The 15,422-nt window shown below is 61.4% G+C and carries 12 protein-coding genes; 7 read left to right on the top strand and 5 right to left on the bottom strand.

The features are described from left to right. Positions 1–18: 18 nt before the first annotated feature. Positions 19–951, bottom strand: coding sequence for a helix-turn-helix domain-containing protein (locus L0U84_RS31670; RefSeq protein ID WP_233855997.1), 933 nt, complete (start codon positions 949–951; stop codon positions 19–21). 809 nt (positions 952–1,760) lie between these two features. On the opposite strand from L0U84_RS31670, the gene L0U84_RS31665 reads away from it, so the two are divergent. The 4 genes from L0U84_RS31665 to L0U84_RS31650 all read left to right on the top strand — a co-directional run bounded on the left by L0U84_RS31665 (position 1,761) and on the right by L0U84_RS31650 (position 7,970). Then, positions 1,761–4,082: a polysaccharide biosynthesis tyrosine autokinase gene (locus L0U84_RS31665; protein ID WP_233855996.1), complete on the top strand. Its 2,322-nt coding sequence runs from the start codon at positions 1,761–1,763 to the stop codon at positions 4,080–4,082. A 59-nt stretch (positions 4,083–4,141) separates the two neighbouring features. After that, positions 4,142–5,257 carry a glycosyltransferase family 4 protein gene (locus L0U84_RS31660; RefSeq protein ID WP_233855995.1) on the top strand — a complete coding sequence of 372 codons (1,116 nt, stop codon included), beginning with the start codon at positions 4,142–4,144 and terminating at the stop codon, positions 5,255–5,257. A 154-nt stretch (positions 5,258–5,411) separates the two neighbouring features. Beyond that, the gene (locus tag L0U84_RS31655; protein WP_233855994.1) at positions 5,412–6,728 is read left to right on the top strand and encodes a lipopolysaccharide biosynthesis protein; all 1,317 of its coding nucleotides are present in this window, start codon (positions 5,412–5,414) and stop codon (positions 6,726–6,728) included. Positions 6,729–6,779: 51 nt separating this feature from the next. Continuing rightward, positions 6,780–7,970: a glycosyltransferase family 4 protein gene (locus L0U84_RS31650; protein ID WP_233855993.1), complete on the top strand. Its 1,191-nt coding sequence runs from the start codon at positions 6,780–6,782 to the stop codon at positions 7,968–7,970. Here L0U84_RS31650 and L0U84_RS31645 read toward each other — a convergent pair. After that, positions 7,946–9,253, bottom strand: a complete 1,308-nt coding sequence (locus L0U84_RS31645) for an O-antigen ligase family protein (protein ID WP_233855992.1) — start codon at positions 9,251–9,253, stop codon at positions 7,946–7,948. The two genes, L0U84_RS31650 and L0U84_RS31645, sit on opposite strands and share 25 nt — an antisense overlap. A 636-nt stretch (positions 9,254–9,889) precedes the next feature. On the opposite strand from L0U84_RS31645, the gene L0U84_RS31640 reads away from it, so the two are divergent. The 3 genes from L0U84_RS31640 to L0U84_RS31630 all read left to right on the top strand — a co-directional run bounded on the left by L0U84_RS31640 (position 9,890) and on the right by L0U84_RS31630 (position 13,246). After that, positions 9,890–11,410, top strand: coding sequence for a mannose-1-phosphate guanylyltransferase/mannose-6-phosphate isomerase (locus L0U84_RS31640; RefSeq protein WP_233855991.1), 1,521 nt, complete (start codon positions 9,890–9,892; stop codon positions 11,408–11,410). Positions 11,411–11,451: 41 nt separating this feature from the next. After that, positions 11,452–12,834, top strand: coding sequence for an undecaprenyl-phosphate glucose phosphotransferase (locus L0U84_RS31635; protein WP_233855990.1), 1,383 nt, complete (start codon positions 11,452–11,454; stop codon positions 12,832–12,834). Positions 12,835–12,910: 76 nt separating this feature from the next. Beyond that, complete coding sequence (locus L0U84_RS31630) at positions 12,911–13,246, top strand: hypothetical protein (protein ID WP_233855989.1); 336 nt, start codon at positions 12,911–12,913, stop codon at positions 13,244–13,246. A gap of 28 nt (positions 13,247–13,274) precedes the next feature. Here L0U84_RS31630 and L0U84_RS31625 read toward each other — a convergent pair whose 3' ends face one another. From L0U84_RS31625 to L0U84_RS31615, 3 genes are read right to left on the bottom strand one after another with little or no spacing between them, the layout of a single operon-like run. Beyond that, on the bottom strand, positions 13,275–13,673 hold the full coding sequence (locus L0U84_RS31625; protein WP_233855988.1) for a hypothetical protein: 399 nt from the start codon (positions 13,671–13,673) through the stop codon (positions 13,275–13,277). Positions 13,674–13,692: 19 nt separating this feature from the next. Next, the gene (locus L0U84_RS31620; protein WP_233855987.1) at positions 13,693–14,364 is read right to left on the bottom strand and encodes an RraA family protein; all 672 of its coding nucleotides are present in this window, start codon (positions 14,362–14,364) and stop codon (positions 13,693–13,695) included. Further along, positions 14,361–15,401 carry an amidohydrolase family protein gene (locus L0U84_RS31615; protein ID WP_233855986.1) on the bottom strand — a complete coding sequence of 347 codons (1,041 nt, stop codon included), beginning with the start codon at positions 15,399–15,401 and terminating at the stop codon, positions 14,361–14,363. The genes L0U84_RS31620 and L0U84_RS31615 overlap by 4 nt, the downstream gene beginning before the upstream one ends. Positions 15,402–15,422 lie beyond the last annotated feature (21 nt).

Raw genomic sequence — 15,422 nt, 5'->3', positions numbered from 1 at the left:
TTTAACCGGGAATTGAAATCAAAGCGTCAGCGGTGCCTGCCGCAGCATCTCGGTTGCGGCGCTCCAGCTTTCCTCCGGCGTCAGCCAACGTTCATCCGCATCCACGTGCTGTTGCGCACGGAATTGGGTCGGCGACATCCCATAGCGTTCCTTGAATAGCCGCCCGAGCCGATTGCCATCGCCCATTCCGCAACGGCGCGCAATCTTGTCGACCGGCAAATCGGTGTTCTTCAGCATCGAGCGAACGATCTCGAAGCGTGTGCGCAGCAGATATTCGAGCGGCGTCATGCCGAACTCGCATTTGAAGCGGCGCTGGAAGTTGCGCTTGCTCATTGCCACCGATTCGGCCGCCTGCGCGACCGAAATAGCCTTGCTGTAGTTCTCCTTGATCCAGCGCGCCGATTCACGAATCTTCTCCGTCGTCGTCGTGATGTTGACGTCGTCGAGCTCCGAACGGCTTTTCTCGGCGTAGCCGGTCTGCAGGATGCGGCCGATCTTGCGGGCCGTGTCGGTATTGATGTCGCGCTCGATCTGCGCGAGTGCCAGATCGGTCGGCGTCACGTTGCTTTGCGTGCGTGCGGCATCACCACTGTCGTCGAACAGAAAAATCGGCACGATCGATTGCAGCGGATCGTTGCAGACGACCGCGAGATTCGCACCCTGTTGCATGCCGAACGATGCGATCGATCCTTGCAGGGAGATCCACGACAGGAAGCGGTCGTTCGATTCGGCGACTTCGGTGACGTCGCGGCACGCGACGAAGAACGCGTGAAAATCAGCGAGGCAGTACCGTTCGAGGCCTTGCGTCCAGATCGATATGCCGGAGGAGCTGGTCACCAGACCGCCACCGTCGGACACCACCGTAAACCGGTATGGCGCCTCTTCGCCAGCCGTTCTCTTGAACTCATTGGCAAGCCGAAACGCGTCGCCAATCGCGCCGGTACTTGCCATCGAACAATCCTGAAAGACGAATAGACCAATGTGCTTCATCACGCGAGCTTCTCCAGTCAGGAAAATCTACGCATTGAGATTAGCGCAACGATTTGGGTGAGACGAGCTTGGCCGGCATGCGTGGGTGTTTTGGCGTAATCGTCAGGATCCCAGAAATTATTACCTCGCTATTGGCCAACATGCGTGCTACTAATTAACGTTGCGCGGCATTTTTTTCCCCATCAATTAGCGCGATTCTTGCAAGCGAGACGAGCATAGATCGGCGGAATGCGCCGAGTGGCATGGTTTCGGCGCGATTTGCGTGATAACGACATCATTCCTTGCACATCAACCCTGCAAATCGTGTTCTGTCGCGATGTACGGCGCCGCCCGTATAACTCTGTTACAGCAATTGCAGATCGCAACAAGCCTTTCCGGCTTCTGTTTCATTTGTAAAAGGCTCCGCATTATCGGCCAATAGCACCCTACTTTGGGCCGCCGGCGAATGCCTCGATCCTTTGCGGACTATGCTTCACCGCAACATCGAGAGAGAAATTGTCAATCGCGGATTACGTGAATGGCGGGCTTCGCATTCCCTGCTTCGTGAGAAGAACAATCGGCAACGCTGCGGTGGATAAGCAATAGGTGTGTAGCTTTCCGTGCTTCGAGAGGTCCCGAACACGGCTCCCCGACCTAACCCGACACAGCACGTCGCTTCGCCGTGCTGCCAGCCAATCGAGGGCCTATCTGGCCGGCGGCATGAATAGTGACGTGGCGACGCAAAGCGATCGTCGATCGTTTTGTTTCATCAACCTGCAAGGATCAGACCGGTGGATTACTATCCGCAAAACTCGCTCTATCCCGCTGTTGATACCGAGCGCAGACAACTCAGTGCCAGCGGGATGCTCACGCTAATGCGCGACCACATCTGGGAGATCGTGGTGACGACGGTCGTCGTCCTCACGCTCGCGGTCGCGTATCTTCTGATTGCCACACCCATCTATTCCGCCGACGTAATCATTCGTGTGGACCCACCCGAGCCAAATGCGCTCGGACTCGCGTTGCAGAACCAGGAACTGCTGCCGCCGCCGACTCCATCGGCGGTCACCGAAATGGCGGTCATGGAAAGCCGCTCGGTTTTGCAGCCGGTCATCGACCAGTTCCGTTTCGACATTTCGATAAAGCCCCACAAGCTGCCGGTGCTCGGCGACATCGCCGAAAAATTCGCGACGCCGGGACAACCTTCCGCGCCGTGGCTTGGTCTGAAATCGTTTGCATGGGGCGGCGAGCGCGTGCAGATTGCGTCGCTCGACGTGCCGCGCGAACTCGAGGAAGAGAAGCTGACTCTGACCGCGCTCGATAATGGCGGCTTCGAATTGCACGGGCCGTCCGGCGAGTTGCTGGCGAGTGGTACGGTCGGCATGCCGCTCAAGCAGAACGGCGTGTCGATGCTCGTGAAGGAACTGGATGCGCGGCCGGGCACGAAATTCGAAGTGGTCCGCTGGAACGAGCTGGATGCGATCAAACGCTTCGAGAATCTCGTCAAGATCGGTGACAAGGTCAAAGACTCGGGGCTGATGCAAATCCAGTACCGCGACAAGAGCCCGGACAAGGCCGCGGCCGTCGCCAATGCATTGGGGCAGCAATACCTCACATCCGCGGTGGCGAGCCGGCAAGCAAACGACACACAGACGCTGGCGTTTATTAACGGCGAGCTCCCGCGCCTACTCGCCGATCTGCGAAAAAGCGAGGAAGCGCTGAAGAACTTCCGCTCGAGCTCGCAATCGATGCAGCCGACCAACGAGGCGCAAGCCTACTTGCAGGGCGGCCTCGATCTGGACAAGCAGATCGCGACGTTGCAATTGCAGCGCACGCAAATGATCGAGCGCTTTACGCCGCAGAGCCGCTGGGTGCAGAACATCGACGAGCAGCTGGCGCAATTGAATGCAGCGAAAGCGAAATTCTCCGACCATTTCAACGGCATGCCGGCGTCGGAACGCGCGAGCGTCGATCTGATCCGCGCGCAGAAGGTCGCGGAAACGGTGTATCTCGGCATGGTGCAGAAGGCCGAGCAATTGCAGGTGCGCCGCGCCAGCACGACCGGTGGCGCGCACATTCTCGACCAGGCGATCAGGCCGCATATGCCGGTCATGCCGCAGCCGATTCTGGTGCTCGGCGGCGGGCTGGTGCTCGGTATCGTGTCCGGCGTCGTGCTGGTCTTCATGCGCCGCCATGTGATGGTCGGCGTGACGGATCCGCGCTACGTCGAGCGTCAGATGAGCGTGCCGGTATTCGGCGAGGTTCTGTTCAGCCATCAGCAACTGCTGCTCGATCGCGATGCGACCGCGGGGCGCAAAGCGCTGCCGGCGGCGGCCGGGCGCGCCCATCCGCCAATGCAGAAGAGTCTGCACGACATTCAGCTCGATTCCGGCATTGAGAACAGGATTCTTGCCGCGCGCTTTCCGCACGACACGTCGGTCGAAGCGCTGCGCAGCGTACGGACCGCCGTCACGCGCGATCTCGCGCATGCGCGCAACAACATCGTGATGATCATCGGGCCCACGCCGTCCGCCGGCAAGAGCTTCGTCGCCGCGAATCTGGCGATCCTGCACGCGGAAGTCGGTTCGCGCGTGGTACTGATCGATGCCGATATGCGGCGCGGCCATCTCGCCTCGCTATTCAACGAGAGCAATCGGGGCGGCCTTTCGGAAGTACTGGCGGAGCGCATGCCGCTGCGTAATGCGTTGCGCTCGACCCGCATCGACGGATTGACGTTCCTGTCGTGCGGCGCGCGCCCGGAGAACCCCGCCGCGCTGCTGATGAAGCCGCGCCTGAAGGACCTGCTCGAACGGCTGTCGGGCCAGTTCGATCTGGTGATCATCGATACGCCGCCGTTCCTCGCGGTCACCGATGCATCGATCATCGCGAACGAGGCGGGCGCGTCTCTGCTCGTGCTGCGCTCGGGCATGCAAAGCGAGGAGGAGATCGCCGACACGGTCAAGAAGGTGGAGCGCGCGGAAGGGCGCATTGCGGGTGCGGTGTTCAACGGTATTCCGCTGCGTCGAAGCACGAAGAATTACGGCTACGAAACGAACTATGCCAGCGATTTCGGCGAAAACGACATCGCGCCGCCAGCGCCGCGAGGCACCTGAGCGGGTGGAGACCTCAACGCGGTAAGGCGGGTTCGCGATGGCGCAAAACGGAGAATCAGATGGCCTTTGCAATCAACGGAAAGTTTACTTCGCAGTCCGTCACGGGGGTTCAGCGCGTTGCGTACGAGCTGACGAGGGCCATGCAGATGCGCGCCGCGCCGGGTGACAAACCCGAAGTGTTCGTGCCGCAAAACGCGGTCGAACCTGGCGCGCAGCTCGAACCGCAACGGCGCTTTCCGTGGCTGCGCGGCACGCTGTGGGAGCAGATCACGCTGCCGATCGCCGCACGCGGCCTCACGCTGCTGAGTCTGTGCAATACGAATCCGCTGTTCAAGCACGGTCAGATCGTGATGGTTCACGACATGGCCGTCTATGACGTGCCGGAAGGGTTCTCGAGGAAATTCCGGCTCTGGTATCGCATCTGTTTCACGCTATTGCCGCGCACGCATCCTATCGTTCTGACGGTGTCGACGTTTTCGAAGGCGCGTATCTGCCATCACCTGAAAATCGACGAATCACGTGTGAAAGTGGTGACGCCCGGCGCGGATCATCTCGACCGGATCGTTGCCGACCCGTCGGTGCTGCAACGGCTCGGATTGAAGCAGGACACTTATTGCGTGATCGTCGGCAGTCTCGACCCGCGCAAGAATCTGCGGGGCGTGCTTGCTGCGATCGCGCGGCTCGGGCATCTGAGCGATGTCAAATTCGTCATCGTGGGTAAAAAGAATCCGCGCATCTTCAGTAACGCAGGCGTCGAGCATCCAGTGCATTCGCGACAGATCGTGTGGGCTGGCTTCGTGTCGGACGGGGAGCTGAAGGCGCTGTACGAGAGTGCGGGATGCCTCGTGTTTCCGTCGTTGTACGAAGGTTTCGGTCTGCCGCCTCTGGAAGCCATGTATTGCGGCTGTCCGGTGATCGCGTCCGCGCGCACCTCGATACCGGAGGCCTGCGGCCATGCCGCGATGTACTGCGAGGCGACTTCCGCGGACGACATCGCGGCAAAGATCTCGAAGATGATGGGCGACGCCGGGCTTCGCCAAAGTTACCGCGTGGCGGGGCGAGCGCATGCGCGCGAGTTTCGCTGGGAGCGCGCGGCGCAACAGGTACTCGAACTCCTCGATGTCCGGACCGGCGAGCGACTGGCCGAACTGACGCCGCGCGCGTCCGCGAGCTAGCGATGGGTGGGCATTCCATCGGCGGGCTGCAGGCGCTGCGCTCGCACGCGGTACAGGCCGATTTCATCGCCGCTGTCGGATTTCGCGGTGCGTTATATCGTGAACCCGCATGCGCGCCGTGGCGTCGCAGGACGCTGAGGCGAAGGAGGAAGGCATGGATAGACGAACGAGCGCCAATCTGATCGTATTTGTCTACGTCGGCTATTTCATGAGGTACGTGTACCTCATGATCGTCGTGCCGTTCTATGGCCGGGTGCTTGGCGTGGCCGAGTACGGCCGGGTACTCGCGTCGATGTCGTTGATGAACGTGATCTGGATGCTCGTCGGCTTCGGCTTCACTTTCGTCGGGATACGCGAGGCGGCGAAAGCGCAGTCGCCGCAGGAATGCAATGCGATCTATTCGCTACAGGTCAGCGCGCGGCTGGTATTCGCCGTGATCGGCGCGGGCATCGGCATCATTGCGACGTTCTGTTCACCGTTATTGTCGGAGCGGCCCCTGATCGGTCTGCTCGCGACCTTGCTCGGCATCGTGTCGGCATGCAATCTCGGCTGGCTGTTTCAGGGTCGGCAGCAGATTCGCACGCCGATCATGATCGAAGTATTCGGCTTCGCGCTGAGCCTCGTGCTGGTGCTGACGCTCGTCAGAGGACCGAACGACGCCGTATGGGTGTTGGCGAGTCTGCTGATTGCGGGAATCGCGTCTTCGTTTATTTCCTATGGTTTGACGACATGGCAGATCGGTTGGCCGCGTCTGGCGTTTGCCGGCGTCCTGCCGCTCGTGCGCAGGTCGGCGATGCTGTTCTGCTATTCGTCCGGCTCCGTCGTGCTGACGGCATCGTCGACGTATTTGCTGACCTTGTTCTCGACACCGGCGCAGGTCGGCTATTTTGGTGCGGCCGAGCGTTTCGCGACGATCGGACTGAGCCTGATGTCCCCCGCGGCGCAGGTCTTTATTCCGACGATAACCCGCCAGCTCGCGCAGGGCGACACGGCCGGCGCGCACGTCACGACGCGGCGCGGCGCGATCTTGCTGATGGGTTATGGCGCACTCGTGTTGTGCGGCGCGTTGACGCTTTCGCCTTTCGTGTTGCCTCTGATTCTCGGCGCCGCGTTCGAGCCGAGCGTGCACGTGATGCAGATATTTGCATGGATGTTCCCGTTCGCGGCCTTCAATGACTTCGTCGCGCTCTACGTATTCGTGCCGCGCAGGAAAGACCGGGTGCTCGCGATCGTCGGCGTCGCATCAGCGCTGCTCAACCTCACCACGGCGCTGATTCTCGCGCCGCGGTTCGGCGCGATTGGCATGGCGTCTGCTCGCGTGATCGGGGAGGCGTCGTCATCGGTGGCGCTGCTCAGCGTGTTGATTCGCCTCGAGCTGGTCGGGGTGTTGCCCGGCGCGGAGCGGGCGCTCGACCGGGTAAGGGTGGCGTGTGGGCTTCGTACGCAGGCGGGCGGCGCAAAAGATGATTGAAGTGGCGCGTGGGTGTGCGGGAGTTTGGTTGGATTGTCACAGGAGGTCGAAGTGAAAGTCGCTATTGTTCACGATTGGCTGGTAGTGTCCGGCGGCGCCGAGAAAGTATTGAAGAACATCATCGAGTGCTTCCCGGATGCGGACATCTTTTCGATTGTCGATTTTCTCGAAGACCGCGAATGCGTGAAGGGGAAGTCCGTCAACACGTCGTTCATCCAGAAGATGCCATTTGCGCGAAGACGATACCGCGCCTATCTACCGTTGATGCCGATTGCGATCGAGCAGGTGGATCTGTCCGCCTACGATCTCGTTATTTCGAGCTCGCACGCGGTCGCGAAAGGCGTGTTGACCGGGCCGAATCAGGTGCATATCAGCTACATTCATTCGCCGATCCGCTACGCGTGGGATCTGCAACATCAGTACCTGCGCGAATCCCATCTCGACACGGGACTGCGCTCGGCGTTGGCCCGCGTGCTGCTTCATTACATTCGCAGCTGGGATTCGCGCTCCGCGAACGGGGTAGATCATCTCGTCGCGAATTCTCAGTTCATTGCGCGGCGAATCAGAAAGGCCTATCAGCGCGATGCGACGGTGATCTATCCGCCGGTCGATCTGGCGAAGATGTCCATTGGTACGGAGAAAGAAGATTTCTACGTGACAGCTTCGCGTATGGTGCCTTACAAGCGTATCGATCTGATCGTTCAGGCCTTTTCGCAAACGCCCGAGCGCAAGCTGGTCGTGATCGGCGATGGTCCCGAGATGAAGAAGATCAAATCGGTGGCCGGCGAGAACGTGCAGATTCTGGGGCATCAGCCGTCCGACGTGCTGGTCGATCATTTACGGCGCGCACGCGCATTCGTGTTCGCGGCGGAAGAAGATTTCGGCATCTCCGTGGTGGAAGCGCAGGCATGCGGCACGCCGGTCATCGCCTTCGGCCGCGGCGGTGCGCTTGAATCGGTGGTGGGATTGCCGCTCGAGCGGCCCACTGGAGTTTTCTTCGGTGAGCAAAGCACTGCGTCCCTGCTCGAAGCTGTGAGCCGCTTCGAGAGCAACGCAGCCTTATTCGACGCGCGCGTGTGCCGCAAGAATGCCGAGCGCTTTTCGTCGGAGAACTTCAAGAAGGCGCTGATGGGCTTCGTCGAAGCGCGACTCCCGTATGCGTGCGTCGAACAGTTTCTTCCCTATGCGCCGAGTCAGTCTCTGCCGGTCGAAGAACGTCATCTTGCCGACGTGACACCCTGAGTCGGGCGCCGGGGCACGGGCTGTGCAGCTCGCGCGCCCACGATGCCCGCGTTGCGCGCTCCGCGCGTGCCGGGCCTGAATACGGTGGCCGTCAGCGGACGCGCGGCTAGCAGCAGCGAGATCACCAGAGAAAGAATCAGTACGTTCGACGGCGAGACCAGCCGATGCTCGGTAGCCGACATCACCAGCAGGCAGACCGACGAAATCTCGACGAAGCGGAACGCCGCGAACTGGCGGCCCCCCTCGACCAACGCGGCATACGCCGCCCCCTGTTTGCTCCATTCGACCAGTTTCCAGAAGAACGCGAGGATCAGCGTCAGGCCCACTACGCCGAGCTCAGCGAGGATATTCAGGTACGAGTTGTGAGCGTGCGAGTCGCTGTGCTCGATCACCACGTTGGACGGCACCGCGAACAGATGGAAGTACGAGACGAGGCTGCCGATATGATCGTCGAAGGAGCCGAAGCCGAGACCGACGAGCGGGCTTTGCACGAAATACGCGAGCGCTCGTGGCCACAACCACTCGTAACGAATGTTGAGGTTGGCGACCTTGGCGTCATTGGAGTGAATCGCGAACGAATAGCCCATGTAGTCGACGTTTGGCTCGGTATGGTAGATCGCGATGGCGAGCGAGGCGAGCAGCATCACGGCGATCAGCGTGCCGAGAACCCAGCGTTTGCGGCCAAGGTACAGATAGGGCAGCACGGCCGCCGCGCCGAGCAGCGAGCCGCGGCTATAGGTCGAAAACAGCATCAGCGCATTGCACACGAGCAGCGCGATCAGCAACTTGCTGCGTTTCTGCAGGTAGCAGGCTACGCCGAGACAGAACAGCATCGCCAGGAAGCCACCGGCTGCGTTACGGGCAATGAAGTAGCTGCCGAAACTGTCGTTTGCGTGAACGAAGATGCTGAAAAGCCCGTTTTCCGCGATGTAGTAAGCGTACATCGGCAGGTTGATGGCGACCGCGAAAATGAACAGCGCACGCAGTACCTTGTTCAGATCCCAGCGGTGCGCATACACGCAACCGGCAAAAATGGGCAGATAGGAGATGAAAAAATTGCCGTCGCGCCGATAGAAATCGAAATCGAGGAACGACTGCGGATCATAGAGCAGCGTCGAGATGATCGCGAGCACCGTGAAAGCCGTAAGCGGCGTGATGAACGCGGGATAATTGCGGCCGTAAAAGCGCCATGCCAGCAATAGCATCGGGACAAAGCCGATCGCACAGATGGGCACGAAATTCGTGACCGTCATGAAAAGTGCGAGTAGCGAAATATAGGCCATTGCAACTCCAGAAAAGCCGATGGCGCGCCGATTGGGGTGGTACCCATGCGCTGGACGATGGCGAGATTGGGAACAGCGGAAAACTCGCAGTGTGGCCGCACTATCACACCGCTGTTTCTATTTGACATGAATGCCACGGGACGTTCATTAAACGGTAGCACGTGTTGCGGTTTATTTCCAATCGTGCGCCCTGCAATAGAAGTGCAAGCTCGTTCGCAAGCTTGCTAAATCCAGTCCGCGAGCGCCGCCAAAACTTCCGCGCTTCGCGCCAGATGGGCTGCGTGGCAACGTGTCCTCACTATGATGAATTCATCGGGGCACGATGTCGACCAGATCCAATGGACGTCGTTGCCGCATTCGTTCTTTCGTTTCAATCGTTTTCCGGTCGTCGTTCTCGAGCAGACCACTGCGATCCGGCCAGTAGTCAGTTTCCGTACTTCCCGATCGAGCCGGATTCTCCGTCGGCGGATGCATTTTTTCACAGCGAACTGAACTACTGGTCTGGTCCGTTCGATGCGGACGCCCTGTCAATAAATCACATCAAACGGTATTTGCGTGGATCGCGACACGCCGTGTTATGCGGTGTCGTGCAGAAAGACGCGTTCCCGAGCCGGTTTCAATGCGAAGGAGTTAGCGATGGGAAAGGTTACCGCGGCAGACGCCGCGACGGATGTCGAAACGATACGACAGGATTCTGCCGAGGCGGAGCTTCCGACGCTCGTGCAGGTGATTCTCGCCGGTGGTTCCGGCACCCGGTTGTGGCCGGTGTCGCGCGAACAGTTTCCCAAGCAACTGATCGATGTGATCGGCAATCAGACCTTGCTGCAGGCGACCATGGGGCGCATGGCGGGTTTTGATCGCGCATGGAACGTCGCGGCCGATCCCGTGATCGTTTGCGGCACTGAGCATTATTTCGCAACTTACGAACAGGCTCGCGAGATCGGCGTGAACGCGCGGATCGTGGTCGAACCCGGGCGTCGCGATACGGCGCCGGCACTCACGCTTGCCGCGCTTGCGGCATGCCCGGAAGAGGAAGACGCGATCCTGGTCGCGATGCCCGCCGACCATGCGATCGGGAATCTCGAAGCGCTTCATCACGCGCTCGACATCGCCGCGAGGCACGCGCGCGACGGCGCGATCGTCACGCTTGGCGTGCCGCCCGTACGGCCCGACACGGGCTTCGGTTATATCCGCCTCGGCGACGCATTGCCCGATGGCGCGCGCCGCATCGAGCGTTTCGTCGAGAAGCCCGCGGCGGAGCTCGCTGCCCAGTACGTCGCGTCGGGCAGTTACTGGTGGAATAGCGGCATCTTCGTCGTGCGGGCGTCGGTGTGGCTATCCGCGATCCGGCAGTTTCAGCCTGAGATGCATGCGGCCTGCGTGCAGGCGTACCGCGACGCGAAGAAGACTGAAGAATGCATCATGCCGGACGCCGACGGGTTTCTGGGTTCGCCGTCCGACTCGATCGACTACGCGGTGATGGAACAGCTTGGCAAACCGGAGTCGGCGTTTTACGGCGTGGTGGTGCCGCTGGAAGCGGGCTGGTCCGATCTCGGCTCGTGGGATGCGGTCTGGCAAGCGATGGAGAAGGACGAGTGCGGCAACGCGGCCAGCGGCCGCGTGCTGTTCGAAGGGGCGACCGCGACTTACGCTCGCTCGCAAGGAGGCAGGCTTCTTGCCTGCGTCGGCACCGACAACATGATCGTGATCGAAACCGATGACGCGGTACTGGTCGCGGATCGCTCGCATGTGCAGGACATTAAGGGACTCGTATCGCGGATCAGACGCGAGAACTCTCCGGAAGCGGATGCGCACAGAAAAGTCCGCCGCCCGTGGGGCTTTTACGACTCGATCGATCACGGAGAGCGCTTTCAGGTGAAGCGCATCGTGGTGATGCCGGGCGGGCGTTTGTCGTTGCAGATGCATCACCATCGCGCCGAGCATTGGGTCGTGGTGTGCGGAACCGCACTCGTCACGCGCGGAGAGGAACAGTTTCTGCTCGGTGAAAACGAATCGACCTATATCCCGTTGGGCGTTCACCATCGGCTCGAAAATCCGGGTCGGGTACCGCTGCAGATCATCGAGGTGCAGTCGGGCACTTATCTCGGCGAAGACGATATCGTTCGTTTCGACGACCAATACGGGCGTTGTGGCTGATGCGACGGAGTCGACCTGAGACGAGCTATGAGGGGGCTGTGATGCGATTGCTGACTGGTCTACTGGCGAGAACGTTCGACGTCGCGATGATCGTGGCCGGGGCCTGCGCGGCCTCCCAGATCCGCTTCGACGGCGGCTCGCAACGGAGCTTCTATTTCGCGTTCGTCGCTTTTGCCGCGGCGTTCGCCCTCGCGGTTTTTCCGGCGCTCGGGGTGTACGAATCGTGGCGCGGCCGCTCGAAAAGAGTGCTCGTGAGCCAGGTGGCGCTTGGCTGGCTGGTGGTACAGGTCTGCGCGATGGCGCTGATGTTCTCGCTGCACCGGATCGACTTCGTGTCGCGGCTATGGTTCGTGTACTGGACCGGCATCTCGGGTGCGGCGATGATGGCCGGCCGCCTGGTCACGCATGTGCTGCTCGGCCGCATGCGTCATGCGGGGATGAACTTGCAGCAGGTCGCGGTGGCGGCGTGCGGCGATCATTGCGACGAGATCATCCGGAAGATCGAGACATCACCCGCGGCCGGCTTTCGCGCGAATGCGTTGTATAACCTGCACCCTGGCTGCTGCATTCCGCCGCGCCCGTCGGTGCAGGTGTTCGAAGAACAGGGCGCGTTCGCTCGCTACGTGCGCGAACAGCAGATCGGCGAAGTGTGGCTGGCACTGCCGCTCACCGAGGAGCGCGCGATTCTCAAGCTGGTGTCGGAGTTTCGCAACGACCTGATCAATGTGCGCTTCATGCCCGACGTGCGCTCGCTTGCATTGTTCGAAGGCAGCATGACCGAGTTGCTCGGCTTGCCGACGATCAATCTCGCCGCGTCGCCGCTGCCGCCGAAGGCGTTGGTGCAGAAAGACCTGTTCGACCGTCTGTTCGCGCTCGTCGCGTTGATCGCGATCGCGCCGATACTGCTGGGCTGCGCGATCGCGGTCAAACTGAGCTCGCGCGGGCCGGTGTTCTTCAGGCAGCGCCGCAAAGGCGCCGACGGCCGCGTCTTTACGATCTACAAGTTCCGCACCATGCGCTTGCACGAGCAGAAGCCGGGCATTCTCGAACAGGCCCACCGCGACGATCCACGCATCACGAGCGTCGGCGCGTTCCTGCGCCGCACGAGTCTCGACGAACTGCCGCAGTTCTTCAACGTGCTGCGCGGCGATATGTCGGTGGTGGGGCCACGTCCGCATGCGCTCGAACACGACGATCTCTATCAGAACATCGTGTCGGGCTATATCCATCGTTACCGGATCAAGCCCGGCATTACCGGCTGGGCGCAGATCAACGGGTATCGCGGCGAGACCGATCGCCTCGAAAAGATGGAAGGCCGCGTCGCACACGATCTCTATTACCTTCGCAACTGGTCGTTCTGGCTCGATATGAAGATCATTTTCGCCACGGTTTTCAAGGGGCTTCATCATCCGAACGCGTACTGAGCATGATGCTATCCGGTGTTGAAGACGTGCCACCAGTCTGACCAGACAGGACGAAAAACGCAGCAGGAGACGCGACGTGAGCGAACAGTTATGGTGCGTCCACATCGAAGGACTGAACGACTTCATTGCCGTCGATTCGGAGGAATCGGCGCGGCACGAGGCGTCGGAGATCAATGCGTATATCGATCGTGCCGACAGAAGCTCGCGTGCCGCGCAATTGCGCGCGGTGGTGGTCGAATGGCCGTTCAGCGCGGACGGTCACGCGAGAGCGCTCGATAGCGACCGGCACGATCTGCAGCGTATGCCGCACAGACGGCAGGGCGTGACGCAGTCCGGCGGCGCGCTGTCGAATTTTGCGCGGCGCGTCAGAGAGCTGCTGAACGTCGCGCGCGCGGACAAGGACGGTGCCTGAACCGCGGCGCGGCCAGCGCAAAAACGCGTTATGCGGGCAGCGGCACGTCCTCGATCAGATCCGCGTTCAGCGCGCGAATCCTGCGATCGACGAAGTAACCGCCCCCTTCGACATAGCGTAAGTACAGGCGCCCGCAGGTCGAGCACTGCCACACGCCGCAGCGGTTGTACGGGAAATAGCGCGGCGCGATCGGGGCGTCTGCCGACCAGTAGGTCGTTTTGTTGGGCAGATATTCGCTGAAGGTCGGCTCGGGATCGTCTTCCGGCATCAGCGTGCCGATCTCCTCGAACAACGTTTCGTCGAGCGACAGCGGTTGCGAGTGCCAGCCGTCGAGCGGCGTGCGCGTGCATGAGCAAGGCGCGGCGGCGGGCCGCTGCGCCGCGCGCGCGAGCTCGAGAAGGGTTGCAGCGTTCAGGTAGTGCGCCATGTGGCCGATAGCAAGGGGTTCATGAGCCGTTCATCATCCGGTCGCGTTGCACGTTGACCCAGCCGCGCTCGAACGTGCCATTGGCAATCGACGCGAGCGCCGCCGCTTCCCTCGCGTGCTGACGCCGCGCGCCTTCGATCACCGCGTCGACGTCGGCCGGCGCAATGGCGAGCAGACCGTCTTCATCGCCGACGATGATATCGCCCGGATGCACGACCATGCCGCCCACCGTGACCGGCACGTTGATTTCGCCGGGGCCGTTCTTGTACGGGCCGCGATGCGTGACGCCGCGCGCATACACCGGAAAGTCGTGTTGCCGCAGCGCGCCGACGTCGCGAATCGCACCGTCGATCACGAGACCGCGCACGCCGAGGCTTTCCGCGTACGTCGCCATGATCTCTCCCATCAGCGCCTGCGTGAGATCGCCTGCGCCATCGATCACGAGCACGTCGCCGGGGCGGCAGAATTCGAACGCGCGATGAATCGCGAGATTGTCGCCGGGGCGCGTGTGGATCGTCAATGCGGTGCCGACCAATGGCTTCGGCCGATGATACGGCCGCAAGCCGATCGCGCCGCTCGCGCGCGCCATGTTGTCGCTGAGCAAGGACACCGCGAGTTCGCCCAACGCGTTGAGCGTGGCTGCGCTCGCTTGCGGCGCGCACGGATATTCACGCCATCCCACTGGATTCATACGGTTGCTCCTCGTGCCGCGAATTGTCGATCGAGTTGACGCGACAGCCGTGGATAGACGCTGCGCGCATTGTCTTCGTAGATACGTTGGCGGTCCGCTTCGCTGAGCCATTCGATCCCGTCGATGTAGCGGCGGGTGTCGTCGTAGTAGTGGCCGGTGCGCGGATCGATGCCTTGCACCGCGCCGATCGTCTCCGACGCGAACAGAATGTTCTCGACCGGAATGACCTTCGCGAGCAGTTCGGCGCCGGGCTGGTGATAGACGCAGGTGTCGAAGAACACGTTCTTCAGCAGATGCTCTTCGATGAGCGGCCGCTTCATGTCCTGCGCGAGTCCGCGATAACGCCCCCAGTGATACGGCACGGCCCCGCCGCCGTGCGGAATGATGAAGCGCAGCGTGGGGAAGTCCGCGAACAGATCGCCCTGCAACAACTGCATGAATGCGGAGGTGTCGCCATTGATGTAGTGCGCGCCGGTTGCATGGAAGTTCGGATTGCACGACGACGAGACGTGAATCATCGCCGGCACGTCGAGTTCGACCATCGCTTCGTACAGCGGATACCAGCTGCGATCCGTGAGCGGCTGGCCGCTCCAGTGTCCGCCGGACGGATCGGGATTCAGGTTGCAGCCGATAAAGCCGAGTTCCTCGACACAGCGGCGCAACTCGTCGATGCAGTTGGCCGGCGCCACGCCGGGTGCTTGCGGCAATTGGCAGACGCCGACGAAGTTGCGCGGAAACAGCTCGCATACGCGATGCACGAGATCGTTGCATTCGGCAGACCATTGCGCGTTCGCTTCGGCGCCGGCGAGATGATGGCCCATGCCGGCCGCACGGGGCGAGAAGATCGTCAGATCCGTGCCGCGTTCGCGCTGTACGCGCAATTGGCCGCTTTCGATGCTGTCGCGAATCTCGTCGTCGCTGATGAAAGGCCGTGGCGGCGGCGCAAGGCCGTCGCGCAGCGCGTCGATCTGGTGCTTGCGCCAGGCTTCGTGCTGCGGCGGGGAGGTCGTGTAATGACCGTGACAGTCGATAATCATGGGTGCAATGATCCTCTGCGA

This window comes from Paraburkholderia sp. HD33-4, from assembly GCF_021390635.1.
GTDB lineage: Bacteria > Pseudomonadota > Gammaproteobacteria > Burkholderiales > Burkholderiaceae > Paraburkholderia.
The sequence above is the reverse complement of the archived record's forward strand: the minus strand, read 5'-3'. Positions and strand labels throughout refer to the sequence as shown.

Excerpts from the sequence above, each read along its gene's own strand:
- L0U84_RS31670 (WP_233855997.1), bottom strand. The coding sequence starts at position 951 with ATGGCAAGTACCGGCGCGATTGGCGACGCGTTTCGGCTTGCCAATGAG.
- L0U84_RS31655 (WP_233855994.1), top strand. The coding sequence starts at position 5,412 with ATGGATAGACGAACGAGCGCCAATCTGATCGTATTTGTCTACGTCGGC.
- L0U84_RS31660 (WP_233855995.1), top strand. The coding sequence starts at position 4,142 with ATGGCCTTTGCAATCAACGGAAAGTTTACTTCGCAGTCCGTCACGGGG.
- L0U84_RS31615 (WP_233855986.1), bottom strand. The coding sequence starts at position 15,401 with ATGATTATCGACTGTCACGGTCATTACACGACCTCCCCGCCGCAGCAC.
- L0U84_RS31635 (WP_233855990.1), top strand. The coding sequence starts at position 11,452 with ATGCGATTGCTGACTGGTCTACTGGCGAGAACGTTCGACGTCGCGATG.
- L0U84_RS31625 (WP_233855988.1), bottom strand. The coding sequence starts at position 13,673 with ATGGCGCACTACCTGAACGCTGCAACCCTTCTCGAGCTCGCGCGCGCG.
- L0U84_RS31620 (WP_233855987.1), bottom strand. The coding sequence starts at position 14,364 with ATGAATCCAGTGGGATGGCGTGAATATCCGTGCGCGCCGCAAGCGAGC.
- L0U84_RS31645 (WP_233855992.1), bottom strand. The coding sequence starts at position 9,253 with ATGGCCTATATTTCGCTACTCGCACTTTTCATGACGGTCACGAATTTC.
- L0U84_RS31640 (WP_233855991.1), top strand. The coding sequence starts at position 9,890 with ATGGGAAAGGTTACCGCGGCAGACGCCGCGACGGATGTCGAAACGATA.